Source organism: Sorangium sp. So ce131, from assembly GCF_051519095.1.
In the GTDB taxonomy this organism is placed as follows: Bacteria; Myxococcota_A; Polyangia; order Polyangiales; family Polyangiaceae; genus Sorangium.
Map to the genome: position 1 here is coordinate 1,304,422 of NZ_CP150455.1, position 14,504 is coordinate 1,318,925.

Here is a 14,504-nt window from a genome sequence, read left to right on the forward strand (position 1 = left end):
CACGCACGGCCGTGCATCGCTCTGCGATGTGGCCAGGGACCGTGCCCGTGCGATCGCCCTCGAGCGTCTTTGCGCGGGGATCGTGCAGGGCTCGATTGAAAGGAGTCTGAACGTGATTTCACGACTGAAGAACGCAGCCTGCATGGCGGGCATCGTGGGCGGGAGCTTGCTGGTCGCGGGCTGCGCCCTGGAGGCGAATGCCGAGGAGACGGCGGAGCATTCCGCAGCGCTCTCGTGCGATCTGCCCACCCAATCCGTCATTACCGTCACTGGAACGGACAGCTATCGTGTCGAGCAGCAGGTCCTGCTCGACGCGCCGGTCGGGAAGGTCTGGGCCCAGCTGGGTCGTCTCGAGCGCTTCTTCGAGATCGCGCTGCCGAACGCGACGGACCTGCACTGGGTCGTGGGCGACGGCAGGTCCGTCGGCGATGAGCTGAACTTCGTCCTCGACGGCGGCCTGATCCGGCTGCGCGTCGTGACCCGCGACCGTGATGAGCACACGTTCGAATACGAGCTGATCGAGCCGTCCCTCGGGATCGCGGAGCTCGAGTCGACCTTGACGCTCAGCCGCCACGGCAATCGCACGGCGCTCGTGTGGGTGCGCAACTTCCGCATGGAGGAAGGGGTCTCCTTCGACGGGCTGAGCGAGGTCGTCCAGCAGGAGTTCGGCAACCTGATCGCGCGATTCTCCCCCTGACCCCGCGGGGGCGTCGCCCTCGTTCCTTCATCATCTCCTCCGGCGCCGGGCCGCTGTCGAGCCCGACGGCGACGGCCGCCCGGGCGCCGACGCAACCCGGTCCGGGCTGCGCCCCCGGCGCCGCTCACGCCCCCAGCCACGCGCGCCCGAGCTCCAGCGCGCGGGCGTGCGCGGGGATGTCCTCCAGGAAGCACCTGCGGTAGGCGGGATCCGCGATCTTGTCGGCGCGGGCGAGCAGCTCGGCGCGCGCCTCGCGGAGGACCTCGCGGGCCGCGTCGACGTCGCCGGCCTCGTGGAGCGCCTCGGCCAGCAGGACGGGGACCACCTCCTGCCGGGGCACGAAGAGGCACGCGGTCGACCGCTCCAGGGCGAGCGCCTCGCGGGCAAACTCGACCGCCTCGGCCGCCCGCCCCTGCCGGAGCCGGATCTCGGCGAGCAGCGAGAGGCGGACCGACCGCAGGAAGGGCACGAGCGCGTCAGGATCCCCGGCCGCGCGCGCCTCCTCCTCGGCGCCGGCGAGATCCCCCCGGAGGAGGCGGCCCTCGGCGAGCAGCAGGCGCGCCTGCGTGAAGCGGGAGAAATCGTTGCGGGTCGAGGCCAGCCGGAGCAGCGTCCCGGTCTGCTCGATCGCCTCCGCGATCCTCCGCCGCTCGAGCAGCCCGATGACGCGGAACGAGAGCGCCGCCAGGGCGAGGAAGCCCGGCGCGTGCTCCCCCGCGAGCAGCGGGTCGAGGGTCTGCCCGGCGCGCTCGAAGGCGCCGAGCATCGCCTCGTTGAGCGCCGCGACCACCCGCACGAAGGGCGCGTTGAAGTGGTCGCCGAGCGCCTCGAGGTGCTCCAGCGCGACGCGGTTCCGGCCCGACCCAGGTTGCGACCGCGACCCGACCCCGACCGCGACCCGACCCAGGTTGCGCGACCGCGCGACCGCGACCCGACCCAGGTTGCGACCGCGACCCGACCCAGGTTGTGACCGCGACCGCGACCCGACCCAGGTTGCGCGACCCGCGGCGCGACCCGCGACCCGGCGCGACCCTGCGGCAACCCGACCCAGGTTGCGCGGCCCGCGGCCCGGCGCGATCCGATCCAGGTTGGGACCCTGCAAGGTTGGGACCTTGCAAGGTTGGGACCCTGCAACCCGACGCGGTTGGGACCCTGCAACCCGACCCAGGTTGCGGGCGACCCAGGCGACCCAACTTAGGTTGGCAGAGCACACCACGGCTCGGGGCAGCCCAGCGGACGCCCACGGACCCTGGCGGAAACCGGCGGAAAACGGGATCCGCCATCCACAGACCGGGGGCAAATCCTTGAAATGATTCACACCGACTCACGGCACAGTGCTTGTGTATGCGTTCCGGCCATGAGCCACCCTCGTCAGATCGTTCCAGGCGCGACCTACCTGCTTACCCGTCGGGTCCTGCGCCGGCACTTCCTGTTGCGCCCCGATGCAGCCATCAACCAGCTGCTCGTCTACGCCCTGGCCGTCTCGGCCCGCCGCTATGGCGTCGAAGTCCATGCCCTTTGCGCGATGTCGACGCACCTGCACCTGGTCGTGACCGATGTGCAGGGCGTATTGCCGCTCTTCTTGCAGTCCTTCCATCGCCTCGTCGCGCTGGGCACGAAGGTGCTGCGCAAATGGGAGGGGCCAGTCTGGGACCACGAGCGCACGAGCATGGTCCGGCTGCTGACGCAGGCAGCGGTGGTGGAAAAGATCGCCTACGTGCTTGCGAACCCTGTGGCCGCTGGCCTGGTCCGGAACGCGAGCGAATGGCCGGGCGCCAAGGTGGATGTAGGGGAGCTCGGCCGTGGCGTGCTCCAGGCGACGCGTCCCTCGGCGTATCTCAGCCCGAAGAATCCGCAGTGGATCGAGCAAGCGACGCTTCCGATCTCGCTGCCGCCGACCATCGAGCCGGAGAACGCGGAGGGGTTTCGCCATCAAGTAGCTGCCGAGCTCGAGCGTCAGGAAGCGCAGGCCCATGCGGAGGTGGAGCGGCGAGGGGTCGGGTTTCTTGGGGCCGAGCGAGCTGCCGACGTCTCCCCTTACGAGCGGACCACGACGTCCGAGAGGCTGCGAGAGCGCAATCCGACCATCGCCGTCGGTCGTGAGCAGGGCGATGCATGGCGAACCGCTGCCGCCGCTGTACGCGTGTTTCGTACGTCGTACCGCGCGGCGCTCGAACGATGGAGTGCTGGCGTGCGCAGCGCCGTGTTCCCGGTCGGGACGTGGTGGATGCGCACGTTTCACGGCGCTAGCGTGAGCGACGTGGTGCTCGTGGTGTAGCACGGCACGCGGGAGCTCGACAGCGCTACGTCGGGGGGTCGGAATCGGAGCGCAACCTGGATCGGATCGCCGGGTCGCCCAACCTGGGTCGGGTCGCCCAACCTGGGTCGGGTCGCCCAACCTGGGTCGGGTCGCCCAACCTGGGTCGGGTCGCCCAACCTGGGTCGGGTCGCCCAACCTGGGTCGGGTCGCCCAACCTGGGTCGGGTCGCCCAACCTGGGTCGGGTCGCCCAACCTGGGTCGGGTCGCCCAACCTGGCTGGGTCGGGTCGCCCAACCTGGGTCGGGTCGCCCAACCTGGGTCGGGTCGCCCAACCTGGGTCGGGTCGGCCCCGGCCTAGCCGCCCCCCCGCCGGTGCTCGGCCATCACCTCGGCGATGACTTCGCGGGGGCTTCTTTCCGCCGGATGGCTGCGCCCGTTCCTTTCGAAGGTGATGAGCGCTTTCCACAGCGCCCAGCCGCGGGCGCGTGCCCAGGTCGCGCTGTCGGCCCGCACCACCGCCCGGAACGCCTCGCGGCTTTCGCCCCTGAGGAAGGTCCACGCGATCACCAGGTCGCAGGCTGGGTCGCCCACGCCGGAGCTGCCGAAATCGATGATGGCGCGGAGCACTCCCTCCTTGACCAGCAGGTTCCCGACCGCAATATCGCCATGGACCCACACCGGCGGGCCCTGCCACGTCGACGCAAGCGCAGCTTCCCACACCCCCGCCGCCTCCCCCGCATCGATCTCGCCAGCGACGGCGGCGATCGTCTTGCGCGTCTCTGCGTCATAGACAGCGAGCGACCCGCCGCGAAAGAAGTTGTGCTCGCCGGCCAGGGGACCGTCCGTCGCGTCGACCCGCTGCAAGGCAACGAGGAACCGGCCGAGCTCGGTCGCGAAGCTCGTAAGGTCGGCGATCCGCTCGACCGCCGCGGTCTCGCCGTCAATCCAGCCGTACACCGACCAGGGCCAAGGATAACCGAAATCGGGGCGCCCCATCGCAAGCGGCATCGGAATGGCGAGGGGCAGCAGCGGCGCCAGCCTTGGCAGCCATCGATGCTCCTTTTCCACCTGGGCGACGTAGCCCTCGGCGCTCGGCAGCCGCACCTTCATGCGATCGCCCAGGTGAAACGTCCTGTTATCCCATCCGTCCCATGCCACCGGGCTGATCGGCAGGTGGCCCCACTGCGGAAACTGCGCCGCGATCAGCCGGCTCACGAGGGCGATGTCGATCTTGATCTCGTCGGTCGTGGTCATCGCGACCTCCCTGCTGGAATCGCCGCCCGCCGCATGAGGCCAGGAACGGCCGGCGCGCGCAAGGCGATTCTCCGGTACGACGCTCCGCCTCGGCGGCGACGCCTCGCCTCGTGCGGAGCGCTCGACCTCCGCTCGCCGGCGCAGGGCACCTCGGTGTCACCCGCTGCCACACCTGACACCTGCCACACCCGGTCGATGTGACAGGGGCCCGGACGCCGCGAGACGGCCGCCCCAGCGCTCCACGCAAGGTGCCGACAGCGGGCCCGCGGAGATCGCGCGGGGTTATGCCCGCGAAGCTTCGCTGGCACCGAAGTCGCAATGCACGAGGGCCGTGACGTCGTAGACAAGGAGGTTCCCATGCTGCTCAAGGCGATTGTGAGGATGTCCGTGTCCCTGCTGGCGCTCGGCTCGGTCGGAGGCTGCGGCGGGATCGAAGGTTCCAGCGAGATCGACGCGGAGGAGACCGATGCGCTCGCCAGCCCGAGCGAGACTGGATTCACTGGGTTCGGGTGCGTCCCCGTCAGCACGTCCATGTTCGAGAAGGAGGCGTACGGCGTCGGCTCCTCCTGTGCCCTCATCGGTCGCAAGAAGAACGCCGAGAGCCGTGCGATCGACGCGCTGGAGGCTCACGCGGAGAACGAGTGCGAGGCGATCCGGGACGACAACCCGGAGGTCTGGGACATCCTGTGTCGGGAGATCTGCGAGTTCAACGGGTACGATGAGACGACCGGCACCGGCATGTGCTCTTATGTCGTGACGGACACGGACACGTGGGAAGAGGCTGGCTGCTTCACCGGCGACCGGCAGTACAACCAGCAGGAAGCCACGGTGCAGTGCGGCTGCGACTGCCTCATGGACCTCTGAGGCGGGCGGAGCTAGTCGCAGCTGTTGTCGCGCGCGTTCACCAGCGTGAGGTTGCCGAACGTGCTGCTCACGGCGCAGGGGCTCTCGTTCACGGCGGTGTTCGTGATCGTGAGGTTCTGGATCGTGATGTCGGAGGAGTTCGCGAACGAGGCGCACTCCCCGGTGTTCCGGGCGACGACGGTGCCGACGCGGAGGTCGTCGACGCCGTACGCCTCGACGGCGTGGGAGCTGGTCCCCTCGGCGTACACGTAGTCGATGTCGATGTTCTTCACCTCATCCTAAGCTCCAAACAGTCGTATCGATATTGATCACGCTGGCAATGATGTGCGGGCGTGCCGGAGGTGTGACGGTGGTCAACTCGGAGTTTACAGGGGAGCCTTGTTGTTGAGTCAGCGGCCCTCGCGGCGACGCGGGCCAGGGGAGGTCGGCGGCGCGGTCCGGCGGAAGGCCGTCGCGGCGGCCGGGTCTCTCCGCTAGAGTGCGGCGCATGACGTCGGTGATTCAGGTGGGGCTCGTCGGCGATCGGGACGACTCGGTGACTGCCCACCGGGCCATCCCGGTAGCGCTGCGGCTCGCGGCAGAGGCGCTGGCCAAGCCGCTCTCGTTCGAGTGGGTGCCGACCGAGGAGGTGACCCACGCCGCGCGGGTCGCGCGCTACGACGCCCTCTGGTGCGTGCCGGCGAGCCCGTACCGGAGCATGGACGGCGCGCTGCGCGCGATCCGCTTCGCCCGCGAGCAGCGGCGCCCCTTCCTCGGCACCTGCGGAGGCTTCCAGCATGCGATCATCGAGTACGCGCGCCATGTGCTGGGCTGGTCGGACGCCGAGCACGCGGAGACGGCGCCGGAGGCGCGGCGCGCGGTGATCGCGCCGCTGGAGTGCTCCCTGGTGGAGGCCACCGGCGCCGTTCGCCTCCGCGCCGGGACCCGCATCGCGCAGGCTTACGGCCGCGCGGAGGCCACGGAAGGGTACCGCTGCCGTTATGGCCTGAACCCGGACTTCCAGGCCGCGCTGGTCTCGGGCCCGCTGCGGATCGGCGCGGAGGACGACGCCGGCGAGGTGCGCGCCGTGGAGCTCGACGGCCATCCGTTCTTCGTCGCCACGCTCTTCCAGCCGGAGCGCGCCGCGCTCGCCGGTGAGCTGCCGCCGCTCGTGGCCGAGCTCATCCGGGCATGCGCGGGCGGCGCTCGCTGAGAGCGACCAGCCGTCCGACCCAGGTTGGGGTAGCCAACCCAGGTTGGGGTAGCCACCCAGGTTGGGGTAGCCGCGACGTCCGGCGGACGCCGCGCCGAGGCGCTGCGGGCGCCGGTCACCGGTACATCCGGTCGATGCGCGCCTCGGGCGAGCCGGGATCGAGCAGCACCAGCGCCAGATAAAAGAGCCACTCGAGCGGCTTCATGGCGAGGTAGATCAGGTCCGCGAGCCAGCGGCCGCGGATGTAGCGGCTCACGGGCAGCCCGAGCCGATCGTAGAGCCGCCGCGCCGCCCGGCCGAAGCGGGGCCAGCGCTCGTGGAGCAGGTCCTCGAAGGCGTTGGCCAGGGCGAGCTGGCGGTTCACCAGGATGGGCACCCCGCGGCGCCGGCCGAGGCGCTCCGGGCGCACCAGCCAGCCGTGCCCGCGCGCGGCCACGGTGCACAGGTAGTGGCAGTTCTCGGGGACGATCTCCAGGGGCACGCGCGAGAGCGTGTAGTTGCAGGTGCGGGTGAAGACCTGGAGCGCGCCGCCGGCGTGGCCGAGCCACGCCGCGTGCGCCACCGCGTACGCGCCGAGCAGCAGCGGCGAGAGCGCGAGCGCCCGGGCGAGCGTGGGACCGTGGAGGTGCGGGTCGGGCGCGAGCGGCTCCTGGGGCGGGCCCTCGCGGTAGGCCGACTCCGGCGCGCGCGCGAGCGCCTGCATGCGCGCCTCGACGCCGCGCCGCCGGAGGCGGGCGCGGACCTCGACGCCGTAGAGCACGATGGTGAGCACCGGGGCGAAGCAGGGAGCGAACAGGGGCGGAAAAAGGAAGCCCGCGCCGACCCAGACGCCGAAGTGCACGGCGAGCAGCATGTGCGCCGCGATCCCCACGAGCAGGCCCGCGTGCACGAGGATCTCCGCCGCGCCGTGGAGCGCGGCGGGGCGCCGCCGGGACACCGCGTAGGCGAGGGCGGTGAGCGCGTGCAGCGCGAGCAGGCCGAAGACCTCGGGCTCCGCGAGCGGGCGCAGCGGCGTGACGCCCACGGCGCACGACCCGAGCACGCACCCGGGCTCCGCGGTGTGGCTGTAGACGAGGCCCCAGGCCGGCAGCACCACGAGCGCGAGCACCTCCGCGGCGAGCTGGAACGGCGCGCGGCCGCGGCGCCGCACGGCGCGGTAAAACCATCTCACCAGCGCCGAGCAGGCGACGAGCCCGAGCGGCACGACGACGAGCGCGGCGTCCCAAGGGAACGATCCGAGCTTCGCCAGCGCGAACAGCGCGCCGAGCACGAACGGGGAGCCGTAGCCCGCGGTGAGCACCAGGGCGATGCCGAAATCCCCGAGCTTGCCGCCGCGCGCCTCGTCCTGATCCATGGCCCGATCCCTCCCGATGGGCCCATCCTATCAGCAAGGCCCGCGCGCGGAGGTGGACAGCAGGAGCAGCGCCGGCGTCGGCGCCTCCTGGGCTGCCCGTGGGCTACCCCAACCCGGGTCGGGTCGCGCCCCGTCACACCTCGCTGGCCAGGCGCGCGCGCAGCTCCTCGTACGAGCGGATGCCGAGCGGCGCCTCGATACAGCTCTTCCACGCGTCGTCGAGCGCAACGCGCACGCTCGACGGCAGGCCGGCCCCGTCGCCGACGCGGCCGGCGCGGACCTTGGTCGTCCGCGCCGGCGGCATCCCCATCGCCCGGCTGATCGCCGCGGTCGTCGGGTGATCGTCGAACTGGCTGTCCCGCGCGCGCATGAACTCGAAGGTCGACTGCCTCGTGGCGAGCGCGATGAGCTCCTCGTCGGCCTGGATGCCCATGAACGCGGCGACGCGCCGGACCACCGCCTCGTGATCTCGCTTCATGTCCTCGAAGCAAAGGAAGAGCACGTCGTCGCGGCGCCGCTGCTCCCACCACGAGCGCAGGTGATCCCAGTAGCGCCCGAACGACGTGTGCTTGAAGAAGGTCTCGACGCTGAACGCCTCGATGTCGACCGCGCCGGGCTCGAACAGGACACCGCTCATGAAGTGATAAAACGACACCAGCGTGTCGGCGGGGTCGCGCATCACGTAGATGTACTTCCCCCCCTTCGGCACGTGGGTCCACGGGAGGTGGGTCTTGTAAGCGCGCGGCTCGGCCGGCTGCGGCGCGTCGAGGTCGATGCCGAGCAGCGGCGAGACCTCGATGAAGGGGATGACCAGCGAGATCTCCTCGAAATCCATGGATCCGCGCGCGCGCAGCCCGTGGACGATCTGCTGCATCCAGGTGGTGCCGCACTTGGGGAACGTCGCGATCAGGACGTCTGTCGATCGCGGCTGGAACGTGGGCACGACGAACGGCTTCTCCTGCGCGGAGAGCTCCCTGAACTCCTCGACGTTGGTGGGCCTCTTTCGGGGCGCTGCGCTCGGCGGGCTCTGCAATGCAACCATGGTTTCCTCCTCGGCGTGGAGGCCGGGACGTTATCACGTCGGGCTGGCGCCGATACCCCCCGGCTCGTCGAGCGTCGGCCTGGCAGCTGGTCTTCCGGGCGAGGTCGAGGAACTCCCTCCGTCGCAGGTCGCGGCGCCCCGGCCGACGCCGTTCGGCCGTCCAGCACGGACCAGCTGCTTTGACGAGATGGCCTCTGCGCGGGGTTGGCCGCGCAACGAGGCGACGCCATGGCCCGCGCCGCGGGCCGCGCGGAGCCGTCAGGGCTGCTGGTACGTCTCCTCGATGACGGGCGATCCCTCGATGGGGACACACGCCCACGAGTCGCTCGCGCACTCCGGCGGCGCGAACGCGAAGGTCACCTTCGTCGGACCGGAGGGCGCCGTGATGGTGCCCGGCGACATCGCGATCGAGAAGACGAAGAACCTGCCGTCCGCGGTCCTCTTGAATGTATCGCCGGGCGACGGCCTGTACGGCCTCCACAGCGACCAGCCGCCGTTGGATTTCCGGATCTTGATGTACGGCTGACCGTCGGGATACTGCTCGAGCCACGACGTCGGGACCAGGATCGGCAGGCCGATGAGCTTCGAGAAATCAAGCGTTTGACCCGGGCTCGGCCCGTAGATGCCCGGGGCCGACCCGAGGAGCGGCGTGAACGTCTGGGAGGACGACCAGGGGCTCGGGGCCGCGTCGTAATAGTCCTTCAACCGGCGCACCCGCCAGCTCCACGACCCCGAGGAAGCTGAAGGGATGTTGGTGTGCGTGTAATCCGACGTCGCGCACTCCTCGTTCGGCAGGCACGAGGTGCGGATGTTCTTCGTGAACGTCCCGTCGGTGAACTCGATCTCGTAATAGGCGAACTGCGACTCGGCGCCCGGCTCGCGCTGGATGATGAACCGCGGCGCTGCCGCCCAGCCGATCACGTCGGTGTTGTGGTTGAACCGGGTCATGGCGTGCGACACGCTGCCCGGCGTCGGCGTGATCTGGAGCGGGCACGCGCTGATGTACGCCGGCACGTCCTGGAGGAGCCCGAGCGCGAGCCCGGCGAGCGCGAGCGGGATGGCGGTGCCGCCCTGGTGCGCCAGGTGGTGCAGCGCCTGGGTGCTCGCGGCCGCGGTCCTGCTCGGTCCGGTGAACTGGATGTAATGGCCGCTCGGGTCGTTCACGAGCGTCGCGTGGGGGACGCCGAGCACCTGGCTCAGCACGTGGAACTGGGCGTCCGTCGCGGCGTCCCAGTGCGCGTACCTGGAGATCGTGAACCCGAACTCGACGGGGACGAAGATCGGCAGCACCGCCGTGGGCGTCGAGAATCCGGCGTTGACGCCGTACATGCCGCTCGGGATCGGCAGCGAGGCCCAGGGCGAGATGGAAGCGAGCTTGATGAGCGGGCTGATGCCGATCGAGAGCGAACCGGTGGGTCCGTCCCACGCCGAGAGGATCCCCGGCTTGAAGGGATCCCCGGCGTTCGGGATGTTGAGCGCAACGCCTGCGTAAGCGCTCACGCCTGCCCCGACGGCGGTGCTCGCCCCGCCGCCGATCCACCCGAAGACGGCGCTCTGCTGATTGAACATATCGCCCGCGAGCTCGACCCCGGCCTGCATCTGAGCCAGCGCATAGAACCCCGCGCTCACGCCCGCGTCGAAATAGGTATGTTGCAGGAACTGCATCGCGTTCTGCGCGGTCGGCTGGAACGACTGCACGCCGCTCGCGAGCCAGCGCACGACGTCACAGACCTGCACCGGCCCGGTCAGGCCCGCCGGCATCGGACCCCAGCCCTCCGGGCCGCCGGACGTCCCGTCGAAGCCCGCCCCGATCGCCGCGTAGCCCTCGGCCTGCTGCAGCCGGAGCTCGGCCATCGTCGGCCCGCCGACCGGCTCCAGGAGCGAGATGCTCCCGTCGGCCGGGGCGAGCGCGTCGATCCACTCCGGGTGGCCCGTGAACTGCTGCAGCGTCGCGCGGCGCTCCTGCCAGTCCTCGAGCAGCGCTTGCCTGGCTGCGTCGAAGTCCTGCTGGAACGCGGCCTCGTCGCCGGCCAGGGCACGCTGCGTCTCGTCAACGAGCAGCTCCGGGGCGTCCGGCTCCGGCGCGGCGTCGCAGGCCGCGAGCGCGAGGGCGCCGACGAAGAGCGCCAGAGGCCGGGCGACATGATTCCTCTTCACAATCATTCCTCCTCCGATCCGATAAGCAGAAGCCGCCGAGGGATCTCGGCGGTCGCTCTTGCCTGCTTTGCAACGGTCGTACCGCGTCGGCTCATTGGTAATCCGCGGCGCGCCTCGGCGAGCGATCGCGCTCCATGGCTGTGCAGACCGGGCCTGGTGCTCCTGGAAACGACGCGCTCTCTGGCCGCGCAGGTCATGGGACCAAAACGGCTCTTTGAGCGTCTTCCGCGGCAGCCGGCCGGTGTGCGAGCTTTCACCCCGGGGCGGCGCAGCCGAGCTCTGCTGCAATTGTTACGAGCTCACGGCGCGACCCGCTGTTCGGCCGAGCGACCCACCATCACGTCGCTCCGGGTGCGCAACGCAACTCTTGCTGATTCGGCAGCGTTTGCTGGCATCGCCGCGCGCCGTGGCGCCTCCGGACATCCGCCTCCGCGTCCCGTCAGCCGAGCCGCGCCGCGCAGTCGTCAGCCGAGCCGCACGGCGCGGCCGTCAGCCGAGCCGCGCCGCGAGCGCGCGGTACCGCTCCGGCAGGCGCGCGACGTCCACCTGCTCGAGGAGCGCGCGCGCGCCCTCCTGCGCGCGCGTGTTGCCCTCCGGCGCGCGGCTCACGGCCTCGAGGTGGAGCAAGAGCGCGCGCCGCCGCTCGGAGAGCGCCTCTGCGCCGCGGCCCCGGAGCTCGAGGATCGCGGCCTGCTCCGCGCAGAGCGCCGCGTACGCGCCGATCTTCTCGTGGTCGCCGAGCAGGGTGGCCGCGCCCGCGGCGTCGAGCCGGTCGAGCATGTCCCGTATCGGGCCGAACAGGCCGTCCGCGGTCGCGCGGACGAGCTGCTCGGCCTCCGCGAGCTGGCCGGCGCGCCGGAGCCCGGCGATGCGGCCGATCGCCTCGGCGAGCTGCTCGATCATGCGGAGGATGAAATCGCGCTGTCTCAACGACATGAGGTTCCCTCGGCTCGGAGCGGGTCGGGCGCGGCGCGGCGCGGGGGGCTCGCCGAGCTCGGGCCGGGAGTGTATCAGGCGCGGCATGGCGGCGCTCTTCCGCCAGGCGCCCGCTTGCGCCGCCCGCCGCGGGCGCTCAAGTAAAGCCCCGCCCGCCCTGCGCGCGCCGCGGGCCGACCCTCATGGCCGCCTACGTCTCGCTCTTCCTGATGTCGCTGTCGGCGGTCTTCTTCGTCGTGGACCCGATCGCCATCGTGCCGCTGTTCCTGACGATGACCCGGGACGATCCGCACGAGAAGGTGCGGCGCACGGCGCGGCGGGCGTGCCTCGTCGCCGGCGGGCTGATGCTCTTCTTCGCCCTCTTCGGCGGCGTGATCTTCAGGATCTTCGGCGTCTCGCTGGCCGCCTTCCGCGTCGCGGGCGGCATCCTGCTGCTCATCACCGCCCTCGACATGCTGCGCGCCCGCTCGTCCGCCACGCGCACCTCCCCGTCCGAGGAGCAGGAGGGCATCGCGAAGGACGACGTGGCGCTGGTGCCGCTCGCCATGCCGCTCCTGGCCGGGCCGGGCGCCATCGCCACGGCGATGGTGCTCATGTCGCGCGCGGGCGAGGATGTCGTCGCCGCCGCGCTCGTGCTCGCCAGCATCGTCATCACCTTCGTGGCCTCCTACTTCGTGCTGCGCGGCGCGGGATTCGTGCAGCGGGCGCTCAAGGCGTCCGGCCTCGCCGTGCTCGAGCGCGTCATGGGCCTCCTCCTCGCCGCCATCGCGGTGCAGTTCATGGCCGACGGCGTCAAGGCGCTCTGGCGCGGGTGACGCGGCCGGGCCGCGCGCGGGTCGGCGCCGCCCCCGCCGCGTCGCGCCGCGCGCCGATCGGGTAGCCGGGGCGGCCGGCGCCTGGCGTATCCTCCAGCACATGCGGCACATCCTGGGGATCGGGGGGGTTCTCGTCGTGATGGCGGCCTGCGGCGGCGACGCCGCGCCGCCCGCGCAGGGGGAGGGCGCCGCGCCGCCCGGCGGAGGCGCCGGCGGAGCCGGCGGCGACGCGCCGCGGGCGCCGAGCTACGGGCGTTTCGGCGAGGCGAAGACCACGTTCACCTTGCCGAAGCCGGACGCGAGCGGGGGCGAGCGGCCCGGGATCGCGTATCCGGAGCTCACCGAGTCGTTCCCGGAGGTCGACTGGAGCACGCTCGATCGCCTCTACATCCCCGCGGGGGAATACCGCAGCATCCTGCTCGGCGGCCTGCCCGAGCGCAGCGTCGATCGCCCGCTCGTCATCACGAACCTCGGCGGCCAGGTCAAGGTCGGCGGCGACGCGGCCAATTACGTGTTCGCAGTTCGAGGCGGGAAGGGCTGGGTCCTGACCGGCCGCTACGATCCCGTCTCGAGGACCGGCGACGAGGCGTTCCGCGGGCACGCCGAGGGCGCGTTCGCCCACAGCCAGGGGACCTACGGCATCTTCATCGACGACCAGTTCAGCAAGGAGGGCCTCACCGGGCTGGCCATCGGCGGCGGCGCCTCGGACTTCGAGCTAGACACCCTCGAGGTCGCGCGCGCCGAGTTCGCCGGGGTCATGGCCAAGACCGACGACGACGGGCAAGCCACGATGAAGAACGTGAAGGTCCACGACCTCTACATCCATGACGTCGGCTCGGAGGGCATCTATTTCGGCAGCACCCAGGAGCAGCCGCAGCACGCGTTCGAGCGCCTCGAGGTCTACGATAACCGCTTCCTCCGCGCCGGCACCGAGGCGCTGCAGGTCGGCCAGCTCGGCGCCGGCTGCGAGATCCACCACAACGTGCTCGGGCCGGGCGCGGTCCGGTGGCGCTCCGCGTTCGACCGGTACCAGGACGGCAACGTGCAGCTCGGCCAGCGCTACGGCAGCTCGAGCTTCCACCACAACGTCGTGATCGGGACGGGAGACCTCTTCGTCGAGCTGTTCCCGACGCGCGTGGACGGGGATCCGCGCTCGCCCGAGGACACCATCTCGTTCACGGACAACTACTTCGCGGACACGTCGCTGTCCGGGGTCTACACGCACGCGGTGGACACCGGCGCCACCATCCGGTTCGAGCGCAACGTGTTCCTCGGGTTCCGCTTCAACTACGACGAGGTCTACCCCGACACGGAAGAGCCCGTGCAGGTCTTCGGCGTGGGCAGCAACGCGCCCAACCCGCACGTGCTCCGGGACAACCGCGTGGACGGCCCGTATCCCTTCATCCAGTGGCTCTTCGACAGCGTCGAGGCCGAGGACAACCCGTCCGTCGCGGTGCCGCGGGTCCGCTTCCGCGACTTCATGACGAGCGCGCTCGACGCCGACTACCGACGTCTGGAGTGGTGGACCGATCGCGCGACGCTCAGCCCGGACGAGCGCGTCGTCGTTTATCCGAAGGGCGCCCACGTCCTCCACGGCGGCGCGCTGTACGAGGCGCTTTCGGAGAACCACGAGGCGCGGCCGGACCAGCGCCCCGACGTGTGGCGCGCGCTGCCGCCTCCCGCGGACGACGTCCGCCTGCGCGCGGACTCGCCCCACCAGGGCCTCGGCGTGCGCTGGTGAGGTTGGGCGAGCCCTCGCGGCGCGTGGTCGCTGAGCTCGGCCGCGCGCCCGAAGCAGCCCCCCTGGAAAAACGACGTTATCCCAGCGACTTGACCATGCATTGAAGAGTCCGCCGGCACTCCACAGCTGCGGGCGCGGCGCTGTCCACGAGGCCGACACGAAGCTCTGGATGCTCCAGCGATCGCCGTGTCG

General features: G+C 71.1%; 13 protein-coding genes. 6 read left to right on the plus strand and 7 right to left on the minus strand.

Annotation, left to right across the window (positions count from 1 at the left end; all coding sequences use genetic code 11):
* Positions 1 to 112: 112 nt before the first annotated feature.
* On the plus strand, positions 113 to 697 hold the full coding sequence (locus tag WMF43_RS04740; protein ID WP_437677739.1) for an SRPBCC family protein: 585 nt from the start codon (positions 113 to 115) through the stop codon (positions 695 to 697).
* A gap of 124 nt (positions 698 to 821) precedes the next feature.
* On the opposite strand, the gene WMF43_RS04745 is transcribed toward WMF43_RS04740, so the two are convergent.
* Entirely contained in the window at positions 822 to 1,493 is a 672-nt protein-coding gene (locus WMF43_RS04745) for a hypothetical protein (protein WP_437677740.1), read from the minus strand.
* Between the two features lie 561 nt (positions 1,494 to 2,054).
* Between WMF43_RS04745 and WMF43_RS04750 the strand changes: the two genes are divergently transcribed.
* Positions 2,055 to 2,975 carry a transposase gene (locus WMF43_RS04750; RefSeq protein WP_437677741.1) on the plus strand — a complete coding sequence of 307 codons (921 nt, stop codon included), beginning with the start codon at positions 2,055 to 2,057 and terminating at the stop codon, positions 2,973 to 2,975.
* 336 nt (positions 2,976 to 3,311) lie between these two features.
* On the opposite strand, the gene WMF43_RS04755 is transcribed toward WMF43_RS04750, so the two are convergent.
* Positions 3,312 to 4,211, minus strand: a complete 900-nt coding sequence (locus WMF43_RS04755) for an aminoglycoside phosphotransferase family protein (RefSeq protein WP_437677742.1) — start codon at positions 4,209 to 4,211, stop codon at positions 3,312 to 3,314.
* Positions 4,212 to 4,568: 357 nt separating this feature from the next.
* Between WMF43_RS04755 and WMF43_RS04760 the strand changes: the two genes are divergently transcribed.
* Complete coding sequence (locus tag WMF43_RS04760; protein ID WP_437677743.1) at positions 4,569 to 5,075, plus strand: hypothetical protein; 507 nt, start codon at positions 4,569 to 4,571, stop codon at positions 5,073 to 5,075.
* Positions 5,076 to 5,086: 11 nt separating this feature from the next.
* Here WMF43_RS04760 and WMF43_RS04765 read toward each other — a convergent pair whose 3' ends face one another.
* Complete coding sequence (locus WMF43_RS04765; RefSeq protein WP_437677744.1) at positions 5,087 to 5,347, minus strand: hypothetical protein; 261 nt, start codon at positions 5,345 to 5,347, stop codon at positions 5,087 to 5,089.
* Positions 5,348 to 5,562: 215 nt separating this feature from the next.
* Between WMF43_RS04765 and WMF43_RS04770 the strand changes: the two genes are divergently transcribed.
* Complete coding sequence (locus tag WMF43_RS04770) at positions 5,563 to 6,267, plus strand: CTP synthase C-terminal region-related (seleno)protein (protein ID WP_437677745.1); 705 nt, start codon at positions 5,563 to 5,565, stop codon at positions 6,265 to 6,267.
* A 115-nt stretch (positions 6,268 to 6,382) separates the two neighbouring features.
* Here the strand turns inward: WMF43_RS04770 and WMF43_RS04775 are convergent, their stop codons facing one another.
* The 4 genes from WMF43_RS04775 to WMF43_RS04790 form a co-directional block, all read right to left on the minus strand.
* Positions 6,383 to 7,621: a DUF6688 family protein gene (locus WMF43_RS04775; protein ID WP_437677746.1), complete on the minus strand. Its 1,239-nt coding sequence runs from the start codon at positions 7,619 to 7,621 to the stop codon at positions 6,383 to 6,385.
* Positions 7,622 to 7,754: 133 nt separating this feature from the next.
* Positions 7,755 to 8,663 carry a sulfotransferase domain-containing protein gene (locus tag WMF43_RS04780; RefSeq protein ID WP_437677747.1) on the minus strand — a complete coding sequence of 303 codons (909 nt, stop codon included), beginning with the start codon at positions 8,661 to 8,663 and terminating at the stop codon, positions 7,755 to 7,757.
* A 258-nt stretch (positions 8,664 to 8,921) separates the two neighbouring features.
* Positions 8,922 to 10,820 carry a hypothetical protein gene (locus WMF43_RS04785; protein WP_437677748.1) on the minus strand — a complete coding sequence of 633 codons (1,899 nt, stop codon included), beginning with the start codon at positions 10,818 to 10,820 and terminating at the stop codon, positions 8,922 to 8,924.
* 489 nt (positions 10,821 to 11,309) lie between these two features.
* Positions 11,310 to 11,756, minus strand: a complete 447-nt coding sequence (locus WMF43_RS04790) for a hypothetical protein (RefSeq protein ID WP_437677749.1) — start codon at positions 11,754 to 11,756, stop codon at positions 11,310 to 11,312.
* A 182-nt stretch (positions 11,757 to 11,938) separates the two neighbouring features.
* Between WMF43_RS04790 and WMF43_RS04795 the strand changes: the two genes are divergently transcribed.
* The gene (locus tag WMF43_RS04795) at positions 11,939 to 12,571 is read left to right on the plus strand and encodes a MarC family protein (RefSeq protein ID WP_437677750.1); all 633 of its coding nucleotides are present in this window, start codon (positions 11,939 to 11,941) and stop codon (positions 12,569 to 12,571) included.
* A gap of 100 nt (positions 12,572 to 12,671) precedes the next feature.
* Entirely contained in the window at positions 12,672 to 14,312 is a 1,641-nt protein-coding gene (locus tag WMF43_RS04800; protein WP_437677751.1) for a right-handed parallel beta-helix repeat-containing protein, read from the plus strand.
* The last annotated feature ends 192 nt before the right edge of the window (positions 14,313 to 14,504 follow it).

Excerpts from the sequence above, each read along its gene's own strand:
- WMF43_RS04775 (WP_437677746.1), bottom strand. The coding sequence starts at position 7,621 with ATGGATCAGGACGAGGCGCGCGGCGGCAAGCTCGGGGATTTCGGCATC.
- WMF43_RS04790 (WP_437677749.1), bottom strand. The coding sequence starts at position 11,756 with ATGTCGTTGAGACAGCGCGATTTCATCCTCCGCATGATCGAGCAGCTC.
- WMF43_RS04800 (WP_437677751.1), top strand. The coding sequence starts at position 12,672 with ATGCGGCACATCCTGGGGATCGGGGGGGTTCTCGTCGTGATGGCGGCC.
- WMF43_RS04760 (WP_437677743.1), top strand. The coding sequence starts at position 4,569 with ATGCTGCTCAAGGCGATTGTGAGGATGTCCGTGTCCCTGCTGGCGCTC.
- WMF43_RS04780 (WP_437677747.1), bottom strand. The coding sequence starts at position 8,663 with ATGGTTGCATTGCAGAGCCCGCCGAGCGCAGCGCCCCGAAAGAGGCCC.
- WMF43_RS04770 (WP_437677745.1), top strand. The coding sequence starts at position 5,563 with ATGACGTCGGTGATTCAGGTGGGGCTCGTCGGCGATCGGGACGACTCG.
- WMF43_RS04750 (WP_437677741.1), top strand. The coding sequence starts at position 2,055 with ATGAGCCACCCTCGTCAGATCGTTCCAGGCGCGACCTACCTGCTTACC.
- WMF43_RS04795 (WP_437677750.1), top strand. The coding sequence starts at position 11,939 with ATGGCCGCCTACGTCTCGCTCTTCCTGATGTCGCTGTCGGCGGTCTTC.
- WMF43_RS04755 (WP_437677742.1), bottom strand. The coding sequence starts at position 4,211 with ATGACCACGACCGACGAGATCAAGATCGACATCGCCCTCGTGAGCCGG.